The sequence below is a fragment of the Citreicoccus inhibens genome (genome assembly GCF_019039035.1).
Lineage (GTDB): Bacteria > Myxococcota > Myxococcia > Myxococcales > Myxococcaceae > Citreicoccus > Citreicoccus inhibens.
On record NZ_JAHNZT010000010.1, the window covers coordinates 1 to 17382 of the forward strand.

At 69.1% G+C, this 17382-nt stretch carries 13 protein-coding genes, 1 other RNA gene and 1 pseudogene; 10 read left to right on the forward strand and 5 right to left on the reverse strand.

Features of this window, described 5'->3' with window-relative positions:
• Positions 1–411 (reverse strand): annotated as a pseudogene (locus KRR26_RS14600) (hypothetical protein); the annotation flags it as partial.
• Positions 412–679: 268 nt separating this feature from the next.
• On the opposite strand from KRR26_RS14600, the gene ssrS reads away from it, so the two are divergent.
• From ssrS to KRR26_RS14625, 5 genes are all read left to right on the forward strand, one after another.
• A non-coding RNA gene (gene ssrS, locus KRR26_RS14605) (6S RNA) lies at positions 680–872 on the forward strand.
• A 21-nt stretch (positions 873–893) separates the two neighbouring features.
• Positions 894–1517, forward strand: coding sequence for a 5-formyltetrahydrofolate cyclo-ligase (locus KRR26_RS14610; RefSeq protein ID WP_120206849.1), 624 nt, complete (start codon positions 894–896; stop codon positions 1515–1517).
• Entirely contained in the window at positions 1514–2305 is a 792-nt protein-coding gene (locus KRR26_RS14615; protein ID WP_120206850.1) for a TIGR00282 family metallophosphoesterase, read from the forward strand. Before KRR26_RS14610 ends, KRR26_RS14615 begins: the two co-directional genes overlap by 4 nt.
• Positions 2306–2368: 63 nt before the next feature.
• On the forward strand, positions 2369–3631 hold the full coding sequence (gene tyrS / locus KRR26_RS14620; RefSeq protein WP_217080110.1) for a tyrosine--tRNA ligase: 1263 nt from the start codon (positions 2369–2371) through the stop codon (positions 3629–3631).
• Between the two features lie 48 nt (positions 3632–3679).
• A complete protein-coding gene (locus KRR26_RS14625; RefSeq protein WP_120206852.1) occupies positions 3680–4765 on the forward strand; it encodes an EndoU domain-containing protein in 1086 nt (361 codons plus the stop codon).
• Positions 4766–4819: 54 nt separating this feature from the next.
• Here the strand turns inward: KRR26_RS14625 and KRR26_RS14630 are convergent, their stop codons facing one another.
• Both KRR26_RS14630 and KRR26_RS14635 read right to left on the reverse strand, forming a co-directional pair.
• Complete coding sequence (locus KRR26_RS14630; protein WP_217080111.1) at positions 4820–10891, reverse strand: alpha-2-macroglobulin family protein; 6072 nt, start codon at positions 10889–10891, stop codon at positions 4820–4822.
• A 49-nt stretch (positions 10892–10940) separates the two neighbouring features.
• On the reverse strand, positions 10941–11582 hold the full coding sequence (locus KRR26_RS14635; protein ID WP_120206854.1) for an SAM-dependent methyltransferase: 642 nt from the start codon (positions 11580–11582) through the stop codon (positions 10941–10943).
• A gap of 80 nt (positions 11583–11662) precedes the next feature.
• Here KRR26_RS14635 and KRR26_RS14640 point away from each other — a divergent pair, with 80 nt between their 5' ends.
• From KRR26_RS14640 to KRR26_RS14650, 3 genes are all read left to right on the forward strand, one after another.
• Positions 11663–12070 carry a hypothetical protein gene (locus KRR26_RS14640; RefSeq protein ID WP_120206855.1) on the forward strand — a complete coding sequence of 136 codons (408 nt, stop codon included), beginning with the start codon at positions 11663–11665 and terminating at the stop codon, positions 12068–12070.
• A gap of 60 nt (positions 12071–12130) precedes the next feature.
• The gene (locus KRR26_RS14645) at positions 12131–12418 is read left to right on the forward strand and encodes a hypothetical protein (protein ID WP_120206856.1); all 288 of its coding nucleotides are present in this window, start codon (positions 12131–12133) and stop codon (positions 12416–12418) included.
• A gap of 62 nt (positions 12419–12480) precedes the next feature.
• Entirely contained in the window at positions 12481–13071 is a 591-nt protein-coding gene (locus KRR26_RS14650) for an RDD family protein (protein WP_217080112.1), read from the forward strand.
• Between the two features lies 1 nt (position 13072).
• Here the strand turns inward: KRR26_RS14650 and KRR26_RS14655 are convergent, their stop codons facing one another.
• Together KRR26_RS14655 and KRR26_RS14660 are read right to left on the reverse strand one after the other, a co-directional pair.
• On the reverse strand, positions 13073–14272 hold the full coding sequence (locus KRR26_RS14655; protein WP_217080113.1) for an ABC transporter substrate-binding protein: 1200 nt from the start codon (positions 14270–14272) through the stop codon (positions 13073–13075).
• 7 nt (positions 14273–14279) lie between these two features.
• Complete coding sequence (locus tag KRR26_RS14660; RefSeq protein WP_217080114.1) at positions 14280–15653, reverse strand: FAD-binding oxidoreductase; 1374 nt, start codon at positions 15651–15653, stop codon at positions 14280–14282.
• 199 nt (positions 15654–15852) lie between these two features.
• Between KRR26_RS14660 and KRR26_RS14665 the strand changes: the two genes are divergently transcribed.
• The gene (locus KRR26_RS14665) at positions 15853–16389 is read left to right on the forward strand and encodes a MarR family winged helix-turn-helix transcriptional regulator (protein ID WP_217080115.1); all 537 of its coding nucleotides are present in this window, start codon (positions 15853–15855) and stop codon (positions 16387–16389) included.
• A gap of 113 nt (positions 16390–16502) precedes the next feature.
• A complete protein-coding gene (locus KRR26_RS14670; protein WP_217080116.1) occupies positions 16503–17381 on the forward strand; it encodes a CPBP family intramembrane glutamic endopeptidase in 879 nt (292 codons plus the stop codon).
• Position 17382: the final 1 nt, after the last annotated feature.

Consider the following 17382-nt stretch of genomic DNA (forward strand, 5'->3'; position numbering starts at 1 on the left):
GGAGGATGTGGGTTTTGTGTCACCACCGCTCGGAGCGGCCGGCGCGGCGGCGGGCGCACCCGCGGGCGGCGCCTCGGCCGGTGGCGGGGCGGCCCCTCGGGGCGCGGCCTTGAGCACGAGCAGCGAGGTCTGCGGCAGCGCCGACGACACCGGGGGGAGCGCGGGGGACGTGCAGCCCTTCTGCAGCCGCACCGTCCCCGACAGCGCGCCATCCTCCGGATTCACCACGAAGAGCACCGGATACGTCTGCGCCGAGGAACACCGCGGCCCGGTCTGGCACACCGTCAGCGAAGCCATGACGATGTTTCCCTGGAACTCCCCGGTAAGCAGCGTCTGCCGCGTGTCGAAACCGCAGGGCCCATTGGGAGCAGGCATGCCCACCAGGTGGTCACCCTCAGTGTGAAAATTCACGGCGCCGAACGCATCCCCTTGGTAGAGGCCGTCAATCGTCGCGCCCGCCCAAGCAAGGCAGGGAGCGACGCTGAGAATCGCCGCGAGACCCAATGTTGGAAACGGGGGCGCCATGCAGGGGCGGCGCTATCATAGGGGGCCCTCGCCTGGGTTGTAAACGCGCGAGGACGCCTTGACCGCACGCTCCCACGTCCTTATCATTTCGGAAGACTTCTCTGGGTTTTCCCAGCAGTTTCGAGAGCTTAGAGATAAAAGTTGCAGGAAGGGTTGTCCCCTGCGGGGCGCGTGATGCCCAGCAGAAATTCGAACCGATACGTCCATTCCGGGGTCCGTTTCGGTCGCCATGTGCAAGCCCTCCCCCTCACGGGGATGAGGGAAGCCTGCGGCGGCATGACTTCGGTCCCCACCTGGCTTTTAGGGTTCAATGGACGCTGGGCACACGGCCATACGGCGGGGGACTTTTTTTCGGGGGAGCGGCGGCGGTGAGCGAGACGGCGGTGGAAGAGGCGGCGGCGAGGAAGCAGACGCTGCGTGAGGAACTGACGGCGCGCCGCAAGGCGATGACCCCGGACCTCATCGACGTGCGGGGGCTCAAGGTCCAGTCTCGATTTCTGGCGACGCCCTACTACCAGCGGGCTCGGACGGTGGCGCTCTATGCCCCCATCCGGGGCGAGGTCCCCACGCGGGACATCCTCATCGCGGCCCTCCAGGACGACAAGGTCGTCTGCTATCCCCTCTCACATGTTCACGGGCGCATCCTCTCCTTCCGGGCCATCAAGTCCGAGGCGGAGCTGGAGCCGGGACGACTGGGCGTTCGCGAGCCGTCGAACTCCTCGGACCTGATCCCCGTGGACCAGATTGATCTGTTCGTCGTTCCGGGCCTGGGCTTCAGCCGGGACGGCAAGCGACTGGGTCGCGGGGGCGGCTACTACGACGCCACCTTGCGCGCCGCGAGCGCCCGCAGCCGCCGCATCGGTCTGGCATTCAGCGACCAGATCATCGAGGTGCTCCCCACCACCAGCGACGACGTCGACATGGACCTGGTGGTGACGGAGGCCGAATCCCTGCGCGGCCTGCACCGAGACTGGGAGTTCGTCGACACGTGAAGGTCCTCTTCATGGGCGATGTGATGGGCCGCCCGGGCGTCGAGGCGATCCAGACGCTCCTTCCGGGGCTGCTCTCGCGGCATGGCGTGGACATCGCCATCGCCAACGCGGAGAACAGCGACCTGGGCGCCGGCATCACCCCTGACACCGCCGAGGCGCTGCTCGCCAGTGGCGTGCGGCTCTTGACCAGCGGCAATCACTTCTGGAGCAAGAAGCAGATCCTCCCGTGGATCCAGGAGCACCCGGACCTGCTGCTGCGTCCGGCCAACTACCCCAAGGGGACACCGGGACTGGGCCACGGCCTAGTGCGCCTGCCGGATGGTCGTGCGTTGGGCGTCATCAACCTGGAGGGGCGCGTCTTCATGAAGCCGCTCGACAACCCCTTCCTCGTCGCGCAGGGACTGGTGGAGGGGCTCCGCCAGCAGACGCCCTGCATCCTGGTGGACATGCACTGCGAGGCCACCAGCGAGAAGAACGCCATGGGCGTGTTCCTGGACGGCCGCGTCTCCGCCGTGGTGGGCACGCACACGCATGTGCAGACCGCGGACGAGCGCGTGCTCCCCGGAGGGACGGCGTTCATCACGGACGTGGGCATGTGTGGCCCGCTGGACTCGGTCATCGGGGTCCGCAAGGAGCAGTCCGTGGAGCGCTTCGTCACCGAGCGCCGCATGCCCCATGAGGTGGCCACGGGGCTCGTGTACCTGCAAGGTGTGGTGGTGGACATCGACGAGGCCACCGGACTCGCGCGGGGCATCGAGCGCGTACGTGAGCGTCTGCCCGGAACCTGAGCCCCGGGAGCGCGCGGGAAGTCCGCCGCTTCGGGAGGGCTTTCAGGTAACGTCCGCCGCGCCATGAATCCGGACGCGCTGCGCAAGGCCACTCCCGAGGAGCAGTTCGAAGAAGTCACCCGAGGCACCGTGGATCTCCAGGTGCCCGAGGACCTGAAGAAGAAGCTCCAGCGCTCGTATGAGAAGGGCAAGCCGCTCATCATCAAGGCGGGCTTCGACCCGAGCCGTCCGGACCTCCACCTGGGCCACTCGCTGCTGCTCACGCGCATGCGGCGCTTCCAGGAGTTCGGCCACACGGTGGTGTTCCTCATCGGAGACTTCACCGCGCTCATCGGCGACCCCACGGGGAAGAACACCACGCGCCCGGCCCTCACCCGCGACGAGGTGAAGACGAACGCGGAGACGTACAAGCAGCAGGTCTTCAAGGTGTTGGACCCCGACAAGACGGTGGTCCGCTTCAACTCCGAGTGGCTCGATCAGCTCGGCACCGAGGGGATGATCAAGCTCGCCTCGCGCTACTCGGTGCAGCGCATGCTGGAGCGCGACGACTTCAAGAAGCGCTTCCGCGACAACCTCTCCATCGCCATCCACGAGTTCCTCTACCCGCTCTTGCAGGGTTGGGACTCGGTGGCGCTCAAGGCGGACGTGGAGCTGGGCGCGACGGATCAGCTCTTCAACCTGCTCGTGGGCCGGCAGCTCATGAAGGAGGAAGGCATGGAGCCGCAGGTCATCATGACCGGCCCCATCCTCGAGGGGCTCAGCGCGAAGCTCGTCGACGGAAAGATTGTCGGCGACAAGATGTCCAAGAGCCTGGACAACTACGTGGGCATCAATGAGCCGGCCGAGCAGATCTTCGGCAAGTTGATGAGCATCACCGACGACCTGATGTGGCGGTACTACGAGCTGTTGTCGTCGATGCCGCTGAGAGAGGTGCACGAGCTGCGCGCCAAGGTGCAGCGCGGCGAGGTGCACCCCAAGGTGGCCAAGACGGGCTTCGCGGAGGAGATGGCCGCGCGCTTCCAGGGCCCCGAGGCCGGACGCAAGGCCGCGGAGGACTTCGAGAAGCGCTTCGCCAAGAAGGAGCTGACCGCGGAGGACCTGCCGCTCGTCGAGCTGTCACTCGCGGGTGCCGAGAAGCTGCCCGTCATCAAGGTGCTGCCCGAGACGAAGCTGGTGGCCTCGGCCACCGAGGCGCGCAAGCTGATGGCCCAGGGCGGTGTCCGGGTCAACGGCGAGAAGGTCACGGACCCCAAGGCGGAGCTGGGCGCCGGCGAGTACACGGTGCAGGTGGGCAAGCTGAAGGCCGCGCGCGTCAAGCTGGCCTGAGCCCCGCGCCGAGTGCCCGCGTGGAGTTGCGATAGGCTGGGACGCGCCATGCGCGTGTCCCTGCCGCTGTCCGCCTGTGTCCCGGTCCTCGTCCTCCTCGCGCTCCCCGCTTGGGCCTCCGGGGCCTTCGTGTCGGAAGTCCCCGAGGACGCGGTGGAGCAGCCCGAGTCGAAGACCGTCGTCTTCATCGTGGAGCCCGGGGTCTCCTATCCCCTCATCAAGAAGGGTGGGCCCAATCGCGCGTGGTGCAAGCTGAAGGGCCCCACCGCCGAGGGTTGGGTGCGCTGCGACGGCGCACCAGCGCCAGCCGTGACGCCCCCGGTGGGAGCTCAGGCGCTGGTGGCCGCGGACCATGCGAACTCCGCGATGCAGGAGTCCGGACGGCGCCCTCCCGCGGCCGAAGAGCCGCGACAGGAGCCCGCCGCGCCGGTGACTTGGAAGGGCGCCACGGGCTGCGCCACCACGTGCGACCACGCGCCCCTCTTCGCGCCCCCCCCTGCCCTCTCCCCGCTGGACCGAGAGGTGCTCGACATGTGCCCCGCGCGCCCGGACGTCAGCGTGAGCGCGGGCGACGTGCAGCGCTTCTTCGCCCGGCACCATGACGACGCGCGCATCCAACGCGCGCTCTCCGCGGCGGGGCGCGCGGGCTCGAAGCAAGCCAACATCGAGTGGCTCACCCGCCTCTGGGTGAGCACCGGCCCGCGCAATGCCTTCACGCACGTGTTCTGCGGAGACGACTGGGAGCGCGGCCCCATTGGTGGACTGCACTTCCTGCCCCGCTACGCGCAGCTCGAGGCCGAAGGGAAGATTTGCTACGGCGGCCCGGCGCGCGGTGGCAATGCCCTCCAGGGAGAGCAGTACCGCATCACATTCCGCGGCGTGGCGCCGTGGTCCTGTGGTGAGAAGCGGATGGGTGGCTTCCAGCGCACGCAGGACGCGGTGAGCATCGCGGCCATCGGCACGCGCGCCTTCGTCCGGTGCTGCGCGCGCGGTGGCGCGAAGAAGGAGGGCGGCGTGTACAGCGCACCGGACCTCGGGGGCTCGGCGTGGCGCATCTGGTGCGGCACGCGCAACGGCACCTACGGCATCGCGTCGCTCTACCCCACCGACGAAGCCACGACCTGCTCGGAGTAGGTCAGGCGCGCGCCGCGCCCCCTCGCGAGGGACCGGCGCGCGCCCGTTGGAGGACTACTTGCTCGGCGCGACCGTGAGGCGCGAGCCGGTGGAGTACGCCGTGAACTCCGGCGCGTACATGGACTGAACCGTGGCGGGGCTCACCCGGAACGTGCCGGCCATGTTCGCGCGCAGCCGGTACTTGAACGTGTACTCACCGGCCGGCAGCCACTCGAAGAAGAAGTTCGTCCCCGAGTCGCGCGTCTCCTCGTACCAGACGATGCCCAGGTCCCACTTGTGGCGGGACTGTGCGTTCTCGGGCTCCAGGCCCGCGGCGCGCGGGTCCCTCAGGTGCACGTACTCCGCAGCGTGCTTGGTGCGCAGCGAGAGCTGCACCTCCACCTCATCACCGGGCTGGAGCACCGCGCCTTCCTCCAGCGGCTGCAACGTGGCCTCGCGCCCCTCATGCCCCCGGCGGAAGTACCGACGGGACACGTGGAAGAAGTCTCCGCGCTCTTCCTCGGGCAGCTTCTCCGTGGAGAAGCTCCACGTCGTCGAGGCGAACGCGAAGCCCGGCGTCGTCTTCTCCACCACCGTCGTCGCCGTCGCGGGGGAGACCTCGCTGCCCTGGAGCACGACCTGGTTCTTCTTCCCCGTGTACTCCTCCGGAGCGAAGGACATCTCCACCACCTTGGGGCCCACCGTCACGCGGGCATCCTCGCGCACGCCCAGCGCGCCTTCCGACTCCAGGTACTTCACGAGCGCGTAGAGCGCCTCCGCGGTCGCGCGCGTGGACTTCCAGTGGTTCAGCTTCTTGTCGAGCAGCAGCCACTGCACCAGCCCGTCGCGGCGAGAGTCCTTCGGGCGCAGCTCCATCAACGTGCGCAGCGCGAACGCGTGGGACTCGGTGGTGTCGTTGTACCAGAGCCAGCCACGGTCCTCCGGAGCCCAATACGTCCCCAGCTCCTCGCTCGTCTTCGCCGAGTCCATCACGCTGTCCCAGACGCGCTGCGCGTCCTTCTCCCGCCGCGAGCGGTGCAGCGTCAGCGCGAGGAAGCCCTTGAGGTACGGCGAGTGCTCCTTCCAGTGCTTGAAGCTGAAGTCGAGGATGCGCTGGCGCTCGGCGGGCGTGAGCGCCTGGCCCGTGTAGTTCGAGTCCGGGTACGCCGACGCCGTGTAGTTGAGGAACGTGAGGAACTCCCAGCCCGTGTCCTTCTTCATGAGCTTGCCGGCGTACTCCTCGCGGAAGTGCCGGGCCAGGTAGCCCCAGGCGCGCTGGGTCATGTCCTGTGGAACCTCCACGCCGTACTCCATCGCGCGCGACAGGCCATGCACGATGTACAGCGTCATGTACGGCGACGGCGGTCCGCCCGGCCACCACGGGAAGCCGCCGCTGGAAGTCTGCGACTTGCTCAACCGGTCCATGGCCGCCGCGCGCTCCGCGTTCGCCACGCGGGGATCCAACACGCGCACCAGCTCGCCCTCGGACTCTTCGCCGCCCCGGGCCATCTGCAGCCAGGGCGTCTCTTCCAGGGCCATCTTCCGGTTGGGGTCCACCGCGTCCCACGTCTCGAAGCGGGTCGGACGCTGGCTCAACTTCTTCGCCATGGTCGCGACCGCAGGGTAGCGGCTGTACAGGCTGGAGAGGATGCCCGACGACACGAAGCGATTGAGCGTCTGCTCGGTGCACTCGTAGGGATAGTTCACCAGGTACGGCAGCGCCTGGAGCGCGGAATAGAAGAGCTGCGTGTCCACCGTGACGACGAGCTGCTCGTTCACGCGCGAGGGGTCACCGCCCTTTCGCAGGTCATCGAAGGTCATCACCTTCTTGTCCTTGCCGTGCAGCGTGACGAAGCGCGACTGCGCCAGGTGCATGCGACCGGGCAGCACGGGCAGCGGACGCAGCTCGCCGTCGCTGAAGCCCGCCGTGCGGGCCACGACCCGGAAGGCCACCGGCCCCACGCGCGTGGGCGTGGTGAGCGCGAAGCGCAGGTGCGTCCCCTTCCCTGGCGCCACGGTGAACGCCTGACTCGGCGTTGACACGCCAAAGTCCGCGAGCAAGCCCTTCTGCGTCTCCGGGTCCGTGATGTCGAGCGTGAGCGTGCCCTGCTGAGTCTGCGTGGAGGCATTGTTCACCACGACCTCCAGCACCGCGCTGTCGCCCTCGCGCAGGAAGCGAGGCAGGTACGGGCGCACCATGAGCTCCTTCACGCTTCGCGTGGTGCGCTGCACCGAGCCGCCCTTCAGGTCCCGCGTGAGCGCGTGCACCCAAACACTCCAGGCCGTCACCGAGTCCGGCACGGTGAACTCCAGCGACGCCGAGCCATCCGGCCCCGTGAGCACCTGCGGAATCCAGAAGGCCGTCTCCTCGAAGCGCGAGCGCATCGCCACCGCCGGCGCGGCTTGGCCAGACACACCCCCCGCCGACTTGGCGCTGGTCGCGGGTGCCTCACGCTCCCCCGCCAGCGCGGCGGCACGCGACTCCTCACGCAAGGCCCCAACTGGCGCGGGAGGAGGCGGCGGCGCTCCCGGAGCGGACCCGAACTCGGCATCCACCGCGCGCATCGCCTTCTTGCGCACGCCCCCCAGGGTGCCGCTGACGAGCCCGCTGTACCGCTCGCCCGGACCGCCAATGCCATACCCCTCCTCGAAGCGCAGACGATCCGGCTCGGGCGCGGACCAGGAAGGAATGATCGCCAGCCCCGAGTCGAAGACCCAGGAAGCCGGCATCATCCCGAGCGTGGAGCCGAAGCTCACCCACCCCGCGCGCTGTGGATACAGGTCCGCGACGGCGGGCGGCTGGTGCGGTCCGAACAAGTCCAACGACTGATCGTACATATAGGCGAGCAGCTCCGCGGCGCCCGCCTCCACCTTCGCGCCCTTCGGGCCCTTCACGCTCACGCGGAAGGTCTCCTTCGCGCCGGGGCGCAGCGTGTCCCGGAACGTGGCGAACTCGATGCTCAGCTCCTTGTCGTCATAGGGCACGAGCACCGTCTGCGAGGTGTGCAGGAACTGCCAATCCCTCACCATGGAGAGCACCGCCGTGAAGCCGCCACGGAGCGCCTCCGTCACGGGCACCTCCACCACGGCGGGCGACTTGCCTCCTGTCAGCTCGCGCCGCTCGATTCGGCGATCTCCCTGGAACAGCTCCAGCACCATCGGCTGCCCCTCGAAGCCGGAGAAGGCCAGCAACCGCGCGACCTCTCCCACGCGAACCGAGGGGTGCTCCAGCGCCAGGAACGACGGGAGCGCGATGGGCGCGCGCGCGCCCGCCACGAGCAGCTCCTTCGCTGTGGTGAACTTCTGACCGAAGGCATCCTGCGTCTCGTAGTGCAGGCGATAGGCGCCCGGTCGCAGCGAGGGCAGCTTCACCCGGGCCACGCCATCCGCGCCGTGCTGCACGTTGCCTTGCGCCTGCTCCGCGCCATCCGCCCACGCACGCAGGCTGGCCTCGGTCGCGCCGGGCTCGGCCCAACGCGGACGCAGGGCGTCTCCCGGCGTCGGCGTCAGCACCACGTCAGGGTCCTTCGTGTCGATGGGCGTCGGGGGAACCATCGGCGCCTCCGCGGGCAGCACCGGCGTCGCGGGCTGCTTGAGCGCCACCAGCCGCCAACGTCCCGCGCCCGCGAGCGGCGTGCCGTCGAGCGTGGAGCGCATCAGGCGCACTTCGGGAGTGGCCCCCTCGCGGATGAAGCCCTCGTCCGTATCCACCCGCCCTTCCACCGCCACGAAGCCCAACCGGAAGCCACGACTGGCCGAGCGCGTCTCACCGCCCTCGTCCGTCGCATCCGCCTCCACGCGGTAACGCCATGTCACCTCCGGGGAGCGCGCCGAGCGCTCATCCGCCTCGGGAGTGAAGGTGACCTTGAAGGTGCCATCCTCGCCCAGCGAGGACGTTCCCGAGGCCACCACCTGCTGCTGGGTGTTCACCCGACCGAAGCCGCTCCAGAACCACCACCAGGGAAGCACCGGCTCGCGCGACACGCGCCAGCGCACCGTGCCGCTCGCCACCGGCAGGCCGAAGTAATAGCGAGCCTCCCCCACGAAGGTCGCGGGCCGGTTGAGGCGCAGCGAACCATCCGGATCCTTCAGCGTCACCTCGAACGTGGGCCGCTTGTACTCCTCCACGCGGATCATCGCGGCCCCGTTGGGCTGCGTTGTCACCTGCCATGCCCCCAGCACGCGTCCCGTGGGAATGGTGAACTCCCCTGCCACCGAGCCGAACGCGTTGGTGCGGACCTCCCGCGTCTCCACGACCTGGTAGTTCGGATCCACCAAGGACACCGTGACCGGCGCATCCGGCTGCGTCTGATAGCGCGCCTGGTCTCCCCGGCCCTTGAACGACACGACCTTCCACAACACCTTCTGGGTCGGGCGGTAGATGCTCCGGTCGGTGAACACCAGCGTGCGCAACTCATCGGACTCGGGCGGCCGCTCCTGTTGGAACGAGATGCTGCCGAGATTCAGCAGCGCGTCGGGCCCGCGCCCGGCGACGAGGAAGAAGCCTCGATACATGAGCCCGTCCGGCGACTCGAAGGTGGCCTCGCCCCGAGCATCCGTGCGCCGCACCGCCACCTCGCGGAAGCCCTGGCGATAGTCCGCGAGCACCAGCCGCAGCTCCACCTCGGGGACTGGCTTCCCCGTCGCGCCGTCCACGACGCGCGCGCTCAAGTGTCTCCCGTCCTCCATGCGCGAGAGCAGCACCCACGGCGTCACCGTGAAGGCGACGCTCAACACCCGGTTGCCCTTCTCCTTGAAGTCCTCGCGCGCGGAGGCCGCGATGACATAGGTCCCCGACTTCGTCAGGGGCGGCACCACGAACGTGCGGTGGTCGCGAAAGTCCGTCGTCGCGGGCAGCGCGGTGCTCCACGTGGCCACCGGCCGCTGCGTGTCGATGAGATGCCGCAGCGAATCCCCATACGGCAGCAGGTTGTAGTCATCCACCTTGGAGAGCTGCTTGTCGACGTCGAGCAAGAACGCGCGGAAGTACAGCGTGGGGAGGTTGCGATGCGTCACCTCCAGCGAGCGCTTTCCCGCGCCATCCGAGCGCATGGCGTCGATCGCGTAGTTGGGCGCCTCCATGGACTTCTGCACCATCAAGCACCGCTCGCCGCCCACCGACTCCGGATAGGCCGCGGCGCACTCGGCCGCGAGCGCATGCGCACGAACGCCATGGTCCGCCGCGTTCTCGAAGTCCGCGAGCTGCGCCTGGCCCATGGCCCACCACGCGGTGTCGCGGAAGGGAGGCAGGTACGCGGCGAGGTGCTGACGCACGCGCGCCTGGTCCTCCGCCTCGCTGAAGTTCGAGTGGAGAATCTCGTAGCGCTTTAGCCGGGCCTCCAGCGTCGCCTCGCGCCGCCCCGCCGCGCGGTGCCACGCCTCCAGGTCCCCCAGCAGCGACGTCACCTTCACCAGCGGATGGACCGAGGGGCCCAACAGGGCCACCGTGGGCGACTGCTCCAACAGGGTCCGCGGATCCAACCGGAATACCTCGTTGGCATCCTCGGGGCGCCAGTTGCTGCTGTCCGCCAGCAGGCCCACCCACAGGTACGTCACGGCATCGCGCAGCGTGGAGCGGATGCCCGCGGGATAGGTGTTCGGCTGGATGTACTCGGCCAGCGCCTTCACGGGCTCGGCGCCCAGCGCGTCGCGGTCCTTCCACACGTCCGCGTAGGCGCGGTTCGCCTCGGTGAGGATTTGCGCGTGCGTCCAGGCCTTGAGGTCCACGGGGCCGCTGGAGGTCACCTGCTCTCGCTGGCGAACCTCCCAGCTGTAGGCGCTCGCGTAGGTGACGAGCGAGTTCGCATAGACGAGGTTCAGCGTCGCGCGGGACAGCGCGCCCTTGGGCCAGGGCTGCTCGCGCAGGAACCGCACCGCCGTCTCGTAGCCATGCAGCGCCGTGCGCAGCTGCACCGTGCGCACGAGCGCGCGCGTCCACTCCGCCTCGTCGGCGCGGGCCTTCGCCTGGGTGAGGCGGGCCTCGGCGCCTTGCGCGGCGGCCTCCAGCTTTTGCTCCCTCACCTGTTGTTCGATGGTCGCCCACGTCGGGAGCGAGCCCCCCTGCGCCGCGGCGGGCGCCGAGCACAACACGAGCGAGAGTAGAGACAGCGTCGAGACGAGCGCCCCCAGGCGCGGGATGTCGAACATGGCCGGCACTCTAGACGCTGCCGGGCCCCCGCGCGTTCCCTCGCGCGCGTTACGGCGCGGGCGCGGGCGAGGCAGCGCGTCGGCGCAGACCCACCACGTAGACCTCCATGCTCGCGCCGCGCGTGGCCTCCGGACGAATGATCTTCACGTCTTCGAAGTGCGTGCGGACATCATTGCGGAACTGCTCGAAGTCGCCCCCCATGAACACCTTCGCCACGAATGACGAGCCGGGCCGCCCTCGCGTCGCCGCGACTTCCAGCGCCTTGCCCGCGAGCCGCAGGCTGCGCGCCTCGTCCGTGGCCTTGATGCCGCTCGTCTTGGGCGCCATGTCCGAGATGACCGCGTCGAAGGGCCCGTCGTACATCGCCGCCAGCTTCGCGTCGAAGTCATCCGCTAGCACGTCCAGCACCGCCGTCTGCACGAACTTCTGCGAGAACGGACGGATGGCGACGATGTCCACGCCGATGATCCGCCCCGTGGGGCCCACCACGTCCACGAGGATCTGCAAGAAGCCGCCGGGCGCGGCCCCCAGGTCCAACACCGCGCCGCCCTTCTTCACCACGGGCAGGCGCTTGAGGATTTCATCCACCTTGAAGGCGGAACGCGCCCTCAACCCTTCTTGCTTGGCTTTCTGGAAATAGTGGTCTTTAGGACGGTAGGGCTTGCCCATGGCAGGAGCGGTCCCTACCATCCGCTACTGTCTTCGGAAAGCCGGAGCAGCCGTGGGTGTCCGCACCCGCGCAACGGACGGACTTCCGGAGGGGTGATTTCATGGGCACCCGGAGCGTGACGGCGGCGCTGTGCATCTCGCTTCTCGCGGGCGGGGGTGCGGCCTTCTGCTACGTGCGTGCCGAGGCGCTCCAGTCCGAAGGCCGCTGGCTGATGGCCCGAGGCAGCGCCCAGGCCACGGAGTACGCGCAACTGCTGGATGGCACCGTGGCGGACGCGCAGCTCAAGACCTTCACGGCCCGACGCGTCGTCCTGGAGCGGGCGGCGCTCTGGCAGCGAGGCATGCTGCTGGGCATCCTGACCGCGGTGCTCTCGGCGCTCGGGGCCTATGTCCTGTTCCTCCTCAAGCGACTGGACGAGCAGCTCCAGGACGCCGCCGCCCCGTTGGCACCCGAGCCCGTGGACCCGCGAGCGGCCGCCCGGGCGCTCACGCCCAGCCCGCAGCGCTGAGTCTGTCCGCGTCGCGCCGTGGCTCTGGCAGGATGCGTCCCCACTCGTCCAGGAGGGACCATGCCCGGCTGCGCGCACTGTGGACGCTCGCTCGACATCATCGCCAATCAGGTGGGCCGGCGAGATACCTGCCCGGGCTGCGGGGAGGACCTGCGCTCGTGTCGCAACTGCCGGCACTTCGACCCAACGGTCGCCAAGGCCTGCAAGGAGCCCTTCGCGGAAGTGCCCAAGGACAAGGACGAGGCCAACTTCTGCGAGCTGTTCCAGTTGGGCCAGGGGGGACTTCACGCCAAGGAGAGCCGGGACGCCTTGCTGAACGCGGCGGAGTCCCTCTTCAAGAAGAAGTGAGGACAAGCACCCGAGAGGGGGGAGTTGAACTCGAAGCTCCGCCCCCGGTATGCGATGGGGCCATGTCGCTCGACCCCTTGAATGACGCCTCACCCGAGGGCGCCCGCTGTGCGCTCCACGAGGACGTCCTCGCCATCGCCATCTGCTCCCGTTGCGGCAGCTACGCCTGCGCCGAGTGCAAGCGCCCCGGCTATGACGCCAGCGTCTACTGCGTGGGCTGTGCGCCGACGCACCAGTTGGCGGAGCGCGGCACCCGCTTCGCCGCGAACCTCATCGACCAGATCGTCGTCTATGCCCCGATCCTCGTGCTGGGAATCCTGGGGGGCATGTTCGAGGACGAGGACAGCGCCGCCGTCCCCCTGATTCTCTTGGGCATCCTCGGGACCCTGGGCGCCCTGGTGTTCCAGTGCGTGCGCGTCCATCAATCCGGGCAGAGCATCGGCAAGCGCATGATGAGAATCAAAGTGGTGCGCCTGGACGGAAGCCGCGCGGACACGGCGCGCATCATCGTCCTGCGCAACGTGATTCCAACCTTGGTGGGCTCGTTCTGCAGCGTGCTCAGCATCGTTGACCCGATGTTCATCTTCGGCAACGACCGCCGGTGCCTGCACGACCTCATGGCCGACACCATCGTGGTGAACGTGGACGAGTGAGTCAGGGCGTCACGGCCGCCGCGAACCTCCGCTTCCCCTCCTTGAGGGTCAGGATGACGGCGGGCTTCACGGGGTTGCGGCTCGCATCCAGCGTGAGGGTCCCCGTCGCCCCCGGGAAGTCCTTGGTGGCCGCGATGGCGTCTCGAAGCGCGGGCCCGGAGAGCGTGGGTGCGCGCGCCATGGCGGCGAGCACCACCTTCGCCGCGTCATAGCCCAGCGCGGACGCGGCCTCGGGGAAGCGGCCATAGCGCGCGCGGAACGCGGTGATGAAGCGTTGCAGCTCGGGCGCCGGGTTGTCCTCGGCGTAGTGCGAGGAATAGTACGCCCCCTCCACCGCGCTCCCCGCCAGCTCGAAGAGGCGATCGGACTCCCATCCATCGCCCCCCAAGAGCGGAACCGTGAGGCCCAGCTCGCGCGCCTGTCGGGCGATGACGCCCACCTCACTGTAGAAGCCCGGCAGGTAGATGGCCTGCGGCTTCGTCTTTTTCACCGCGAGCAGCGGCGCGCGGTAGTCCGTGTCGCCCTTCGCGTAGCTCTCCACCGAGACCACCGTGCCGCCGCGCTTGCGGAAGGCCTCGATGAAGGCCTCGCTCAACCCGAGCGACGAGGCGTTCTTCGCGTCATGGAGCACCGCCACGCGCTCCAGGCCCAGCTGCTCCCGGGCGAAGCGCGCCATCGCACCGCCCTGGAACGGATCGATGAAGCAGGTGCGGAAGATGTAGTCCCCCTTCTTCGTCACGTCGGGGTGCGTGGAGGACGGCGTCACCATGGGCACATGCGCCGCCTGCGCCGCGTCCGCGATGGCCAGTGAGCCCGAGGACGTCACATCCCCGAGGATGACCGGGACAGCGTCCTGCGTCAGCAACCGCTTGGCCGCGGCCACGGACTCCTCGATGCGACCCTGGCTGTCATAGGAGCGGAGCGCCACGGGGCGGCCGCGAATTCCGCCCGCCGCGTTCGCCTCCTCCACCGCGAACCGGATGCCATCCAGCACCACCGTGCCGAACGCGGCCTCGGAGCCCGTGAGACTTCCGATGGTACCAATGAGGATGGGGCCTTGCTCCGCGGGCGTCCGCTCGGTGGCGGGCGCGGGCGCAGGCTCCGAGCCGCGCGCGGACTTCTGCTCACACGACAGCGAGCAGAGCGCCAGCACCGCGAGGCACGAGACAAAACGGGACAACGAGAGCGAACTCCGGTTCATGGTTCCTCTAGAGCATCTTGCCGGGGTTGAGCAGGCCGTGCGGATCCACCGCGCGTTTGATCGTCTCATGCAAGCGCATCGACGTGGGCCCCAGCTGCACGCCCAGGAACGCCCGCTTGAGCGACCCCACGCCATGCTCGCCGGTGATGGTTCCCCCCAAGGCCAGCGCCGCTTGGAGGATATCGTCGAAGGCCTGCTTCGCGCGCGTCAGTGCCACCGGGTCCTCGCGATCGAAGACGACCGTGGGATGCATGTTCCCATCGCCCGCGTGGCCAAAGGTCCCGATGAGCACCTGTCGCTCCGCGGCGATCCGCTCCACCGCCGCGAAGAGGTCCGCGATGCGAGACAGCGGCACGGCCACGTCGTCGAGCAGCGTGGCCCCCTGATGCTCCAACGCGGGGAACGCGAAGCGACGCGCGCCTATGAGCAGCTCGCCCTCGGCCTCGTCCGCGGTGCTCATCACGAAGGTCGCGCCCGCCCGCTCACAGCTCGCGCGCATCTGTTCAATTTCCGCCACTCCCTGCTCACCGCCCGCGTCCGAGCGCGCGAGCAGCAGCGCCGCGGCCTCGACATCCAGCCCCATGGGCTTCCAAGCCTCGACGGCGCGCACGGTGGCGCGATCCATGAGTTCGAGCAGCGAGGGCCGCGTCGCGCGCATGATGTCCGCCACCGCCGTCCCCGCGGAGACCAAGGTGGGGAATGACGCCACGAGCGTGGTGGCTCGCGGCGGACGAGGACGCAGCCGCAGCGTGGCCTCGGTGATGACGCCAAGCGTGCCCTCGGAGCCGATGAACAGGCGCGTGAGGTCATAGCCCGCCACGTTCTTCACCGTGCGGCCCCCGGTGCGCACTACGGAGCCATCCGCGAGCACCACCTCCAGCCCGAGCACCGAGTCTCCCGTCACGCCGTACTTCACGCAGCACAACCCACCCGCGTTGGTGGCCAGGTTGCCGCCAATCGACGAGAACTCCCAGCTCGCGGGATCCGGCGCATACCAGAGCCCATGCTCGGCCGCCGCCGCCTTGACCGCACCGTTGAGCACGCCGGGCTGTACGACGGCCACCATGCCCCCGGGGTCCACCTCCAGCACGCGGTTCATCCGCGCCAGCGACAGCACGATGCAACCGTCGATGGCGTTCGCCCCACCCGACAGCCCCGAGCCCGCCCCTCGAGCCACCACCGGCACCCGCCCGGCCGCCGCCACGCGCAGCACCGCCTGAACCTCTTCCGTCGTCCTGGGCCGCACGAGGACGCGCGGCTGTCCCGACGGAGCCCACTCGGCTTGATCGCGCCGATGCGCCTCGAGCACGTCGGAATCAGTGACCCACCCGTCGGCGGGCAGCACGGCCGCCAGCTCTCGCACCAGGTCGAACGCGTCCATCAACGTGAGCCTCTCGCATTCATCGCAGCCTCAACGCGGCGCTCTGCCCGTCTCATCCCCACGCGGGAGCAACGGCACACGACGCCCCGCCTGCCTCGCACCAGCAAAGCGCGGGACCCTCTGGACGTCCAAGCAGAACTCCAGGCGCCGGCTGTCCGTGCCCCTTGGCAACATGCATAATCGCTTATACTGTTCCCGCATGAAGGCGGGACTTGGCACGCAATTGCGACACCTCCTGGAGCTGCTCGACGGCGCGGTCGAAGAGGCCTACTCGCAAGAGGGGATCGACTATCGCCCACGCTTCACCCCCATCATGCGCGCGCTCATCGAGCGGGAGCCCTCCACGGTCGGGCAGATCGCCATGACCGCGGGCATCACCCAGCCGGCCGTGACCCAGACCGTCGCGCTCATGGTCAAGGCGGGCCTGGTGGCCGTGAAGTCCGAGGCCGATGACCGGCGTCAGCGGATGATCCACCTCACGCCCAAGGGGCGCACGATGCTGCCTCGGCTCCAAGCATGCTGGCGCGCGACCTCGGGCGCGGCGGAGGAGCTGGACGCGGAGCTGCCCATGGCCCTGTCCCGCGTCCTGGAGCACGCCATCGCCGCCCTGGAGGCGAAGCCCTTCGGGCAGCGGATCGCGGAGGCCCGGCAGCGAATCGGGCCCTCGGTCACGAAGGACAAGCCCGCGACGGGAGCACCCGAGCCCACCGCCACGCGCAAGTCCAGGCGGGCCTGAAGGCCCCCGCCTCGCCCGAGCGCATCATCGAACGGAGGACAGGGCCCGCTTCCTTGGAGGCGGGAGTTGGGCGCACCATGCCCGAAGTGCCCCTCCACCTGGAGTGCCTCGCGATGAGAAGCCTGTTTGTCGGAAGCGACGGCGTGCGCAACGGATGGCGAATGGCGGGATGGCTGGCCATCACCAGCCTCACCCTCATGGGCCTCTACGCCCTGCGCACGCTGCTGTCGGACGCCACGCGCGCCTTCGCGTCGGAGTCCGCGCTCGGCTTCATCGGCGTGCTCGCCACGACGTGGCTCTTCCTGCGGTGGGAACACGACACGCTGTCCGCCCGAGGCTTCGCGCTGAGCGCCCGCACGGCGCGCGAGCTGGGGCTGGGCATCGTGGGCGGAATGGTCGCCGTGGGCATCGTGACCCTGTGCGGATGGCTGCTGGGAGGCTTCCACTGGGCGTGGTCGCCAAACGCCTCCGCGCGCACCGTCTTGATGAGCGCGGGGGGCATGCTCGCGGTCGGACTCTTCGAGGAGGCGTTCTTCCACGGCTATGCGTTCCAGCGCGCCATCCGGGGCATCGGGCCGCGCTGGGCACAGCTCCTCATCGCCGCGCTCTTCGTGCTCGCCCACCCGTTCTCCGGAGACAATCCGCGAAGCATCGTCGTCATCGCGATGATCAACACCTTCCTCGCGAGCCTCATCTTCGGCGCGTGCTACCTGCGCACCCGCAACCTGGCCGTGTCGGTGGGCAGCCACATGGGCTGGAACTGGACCCTGGAGTGCCTCGGCTTTGGCGTGAGCGGCCATGCGCCGACGGGGCTGTGGACGACCGTCCTCCACGGCGCGCCCGGGTGGCTGACGGGCGGAAGTTATGGCTTGGAGGGCTCGGTCATCACCTTCGGCGTGCTCGCCCTGACGTGTGCCGCGCTGATGCGCTGGAAGCACCCTCGGGAGGAAGTCTCTGCGCCCGCGAGCACACCGGTCCAGCCCGCCCTGTGAC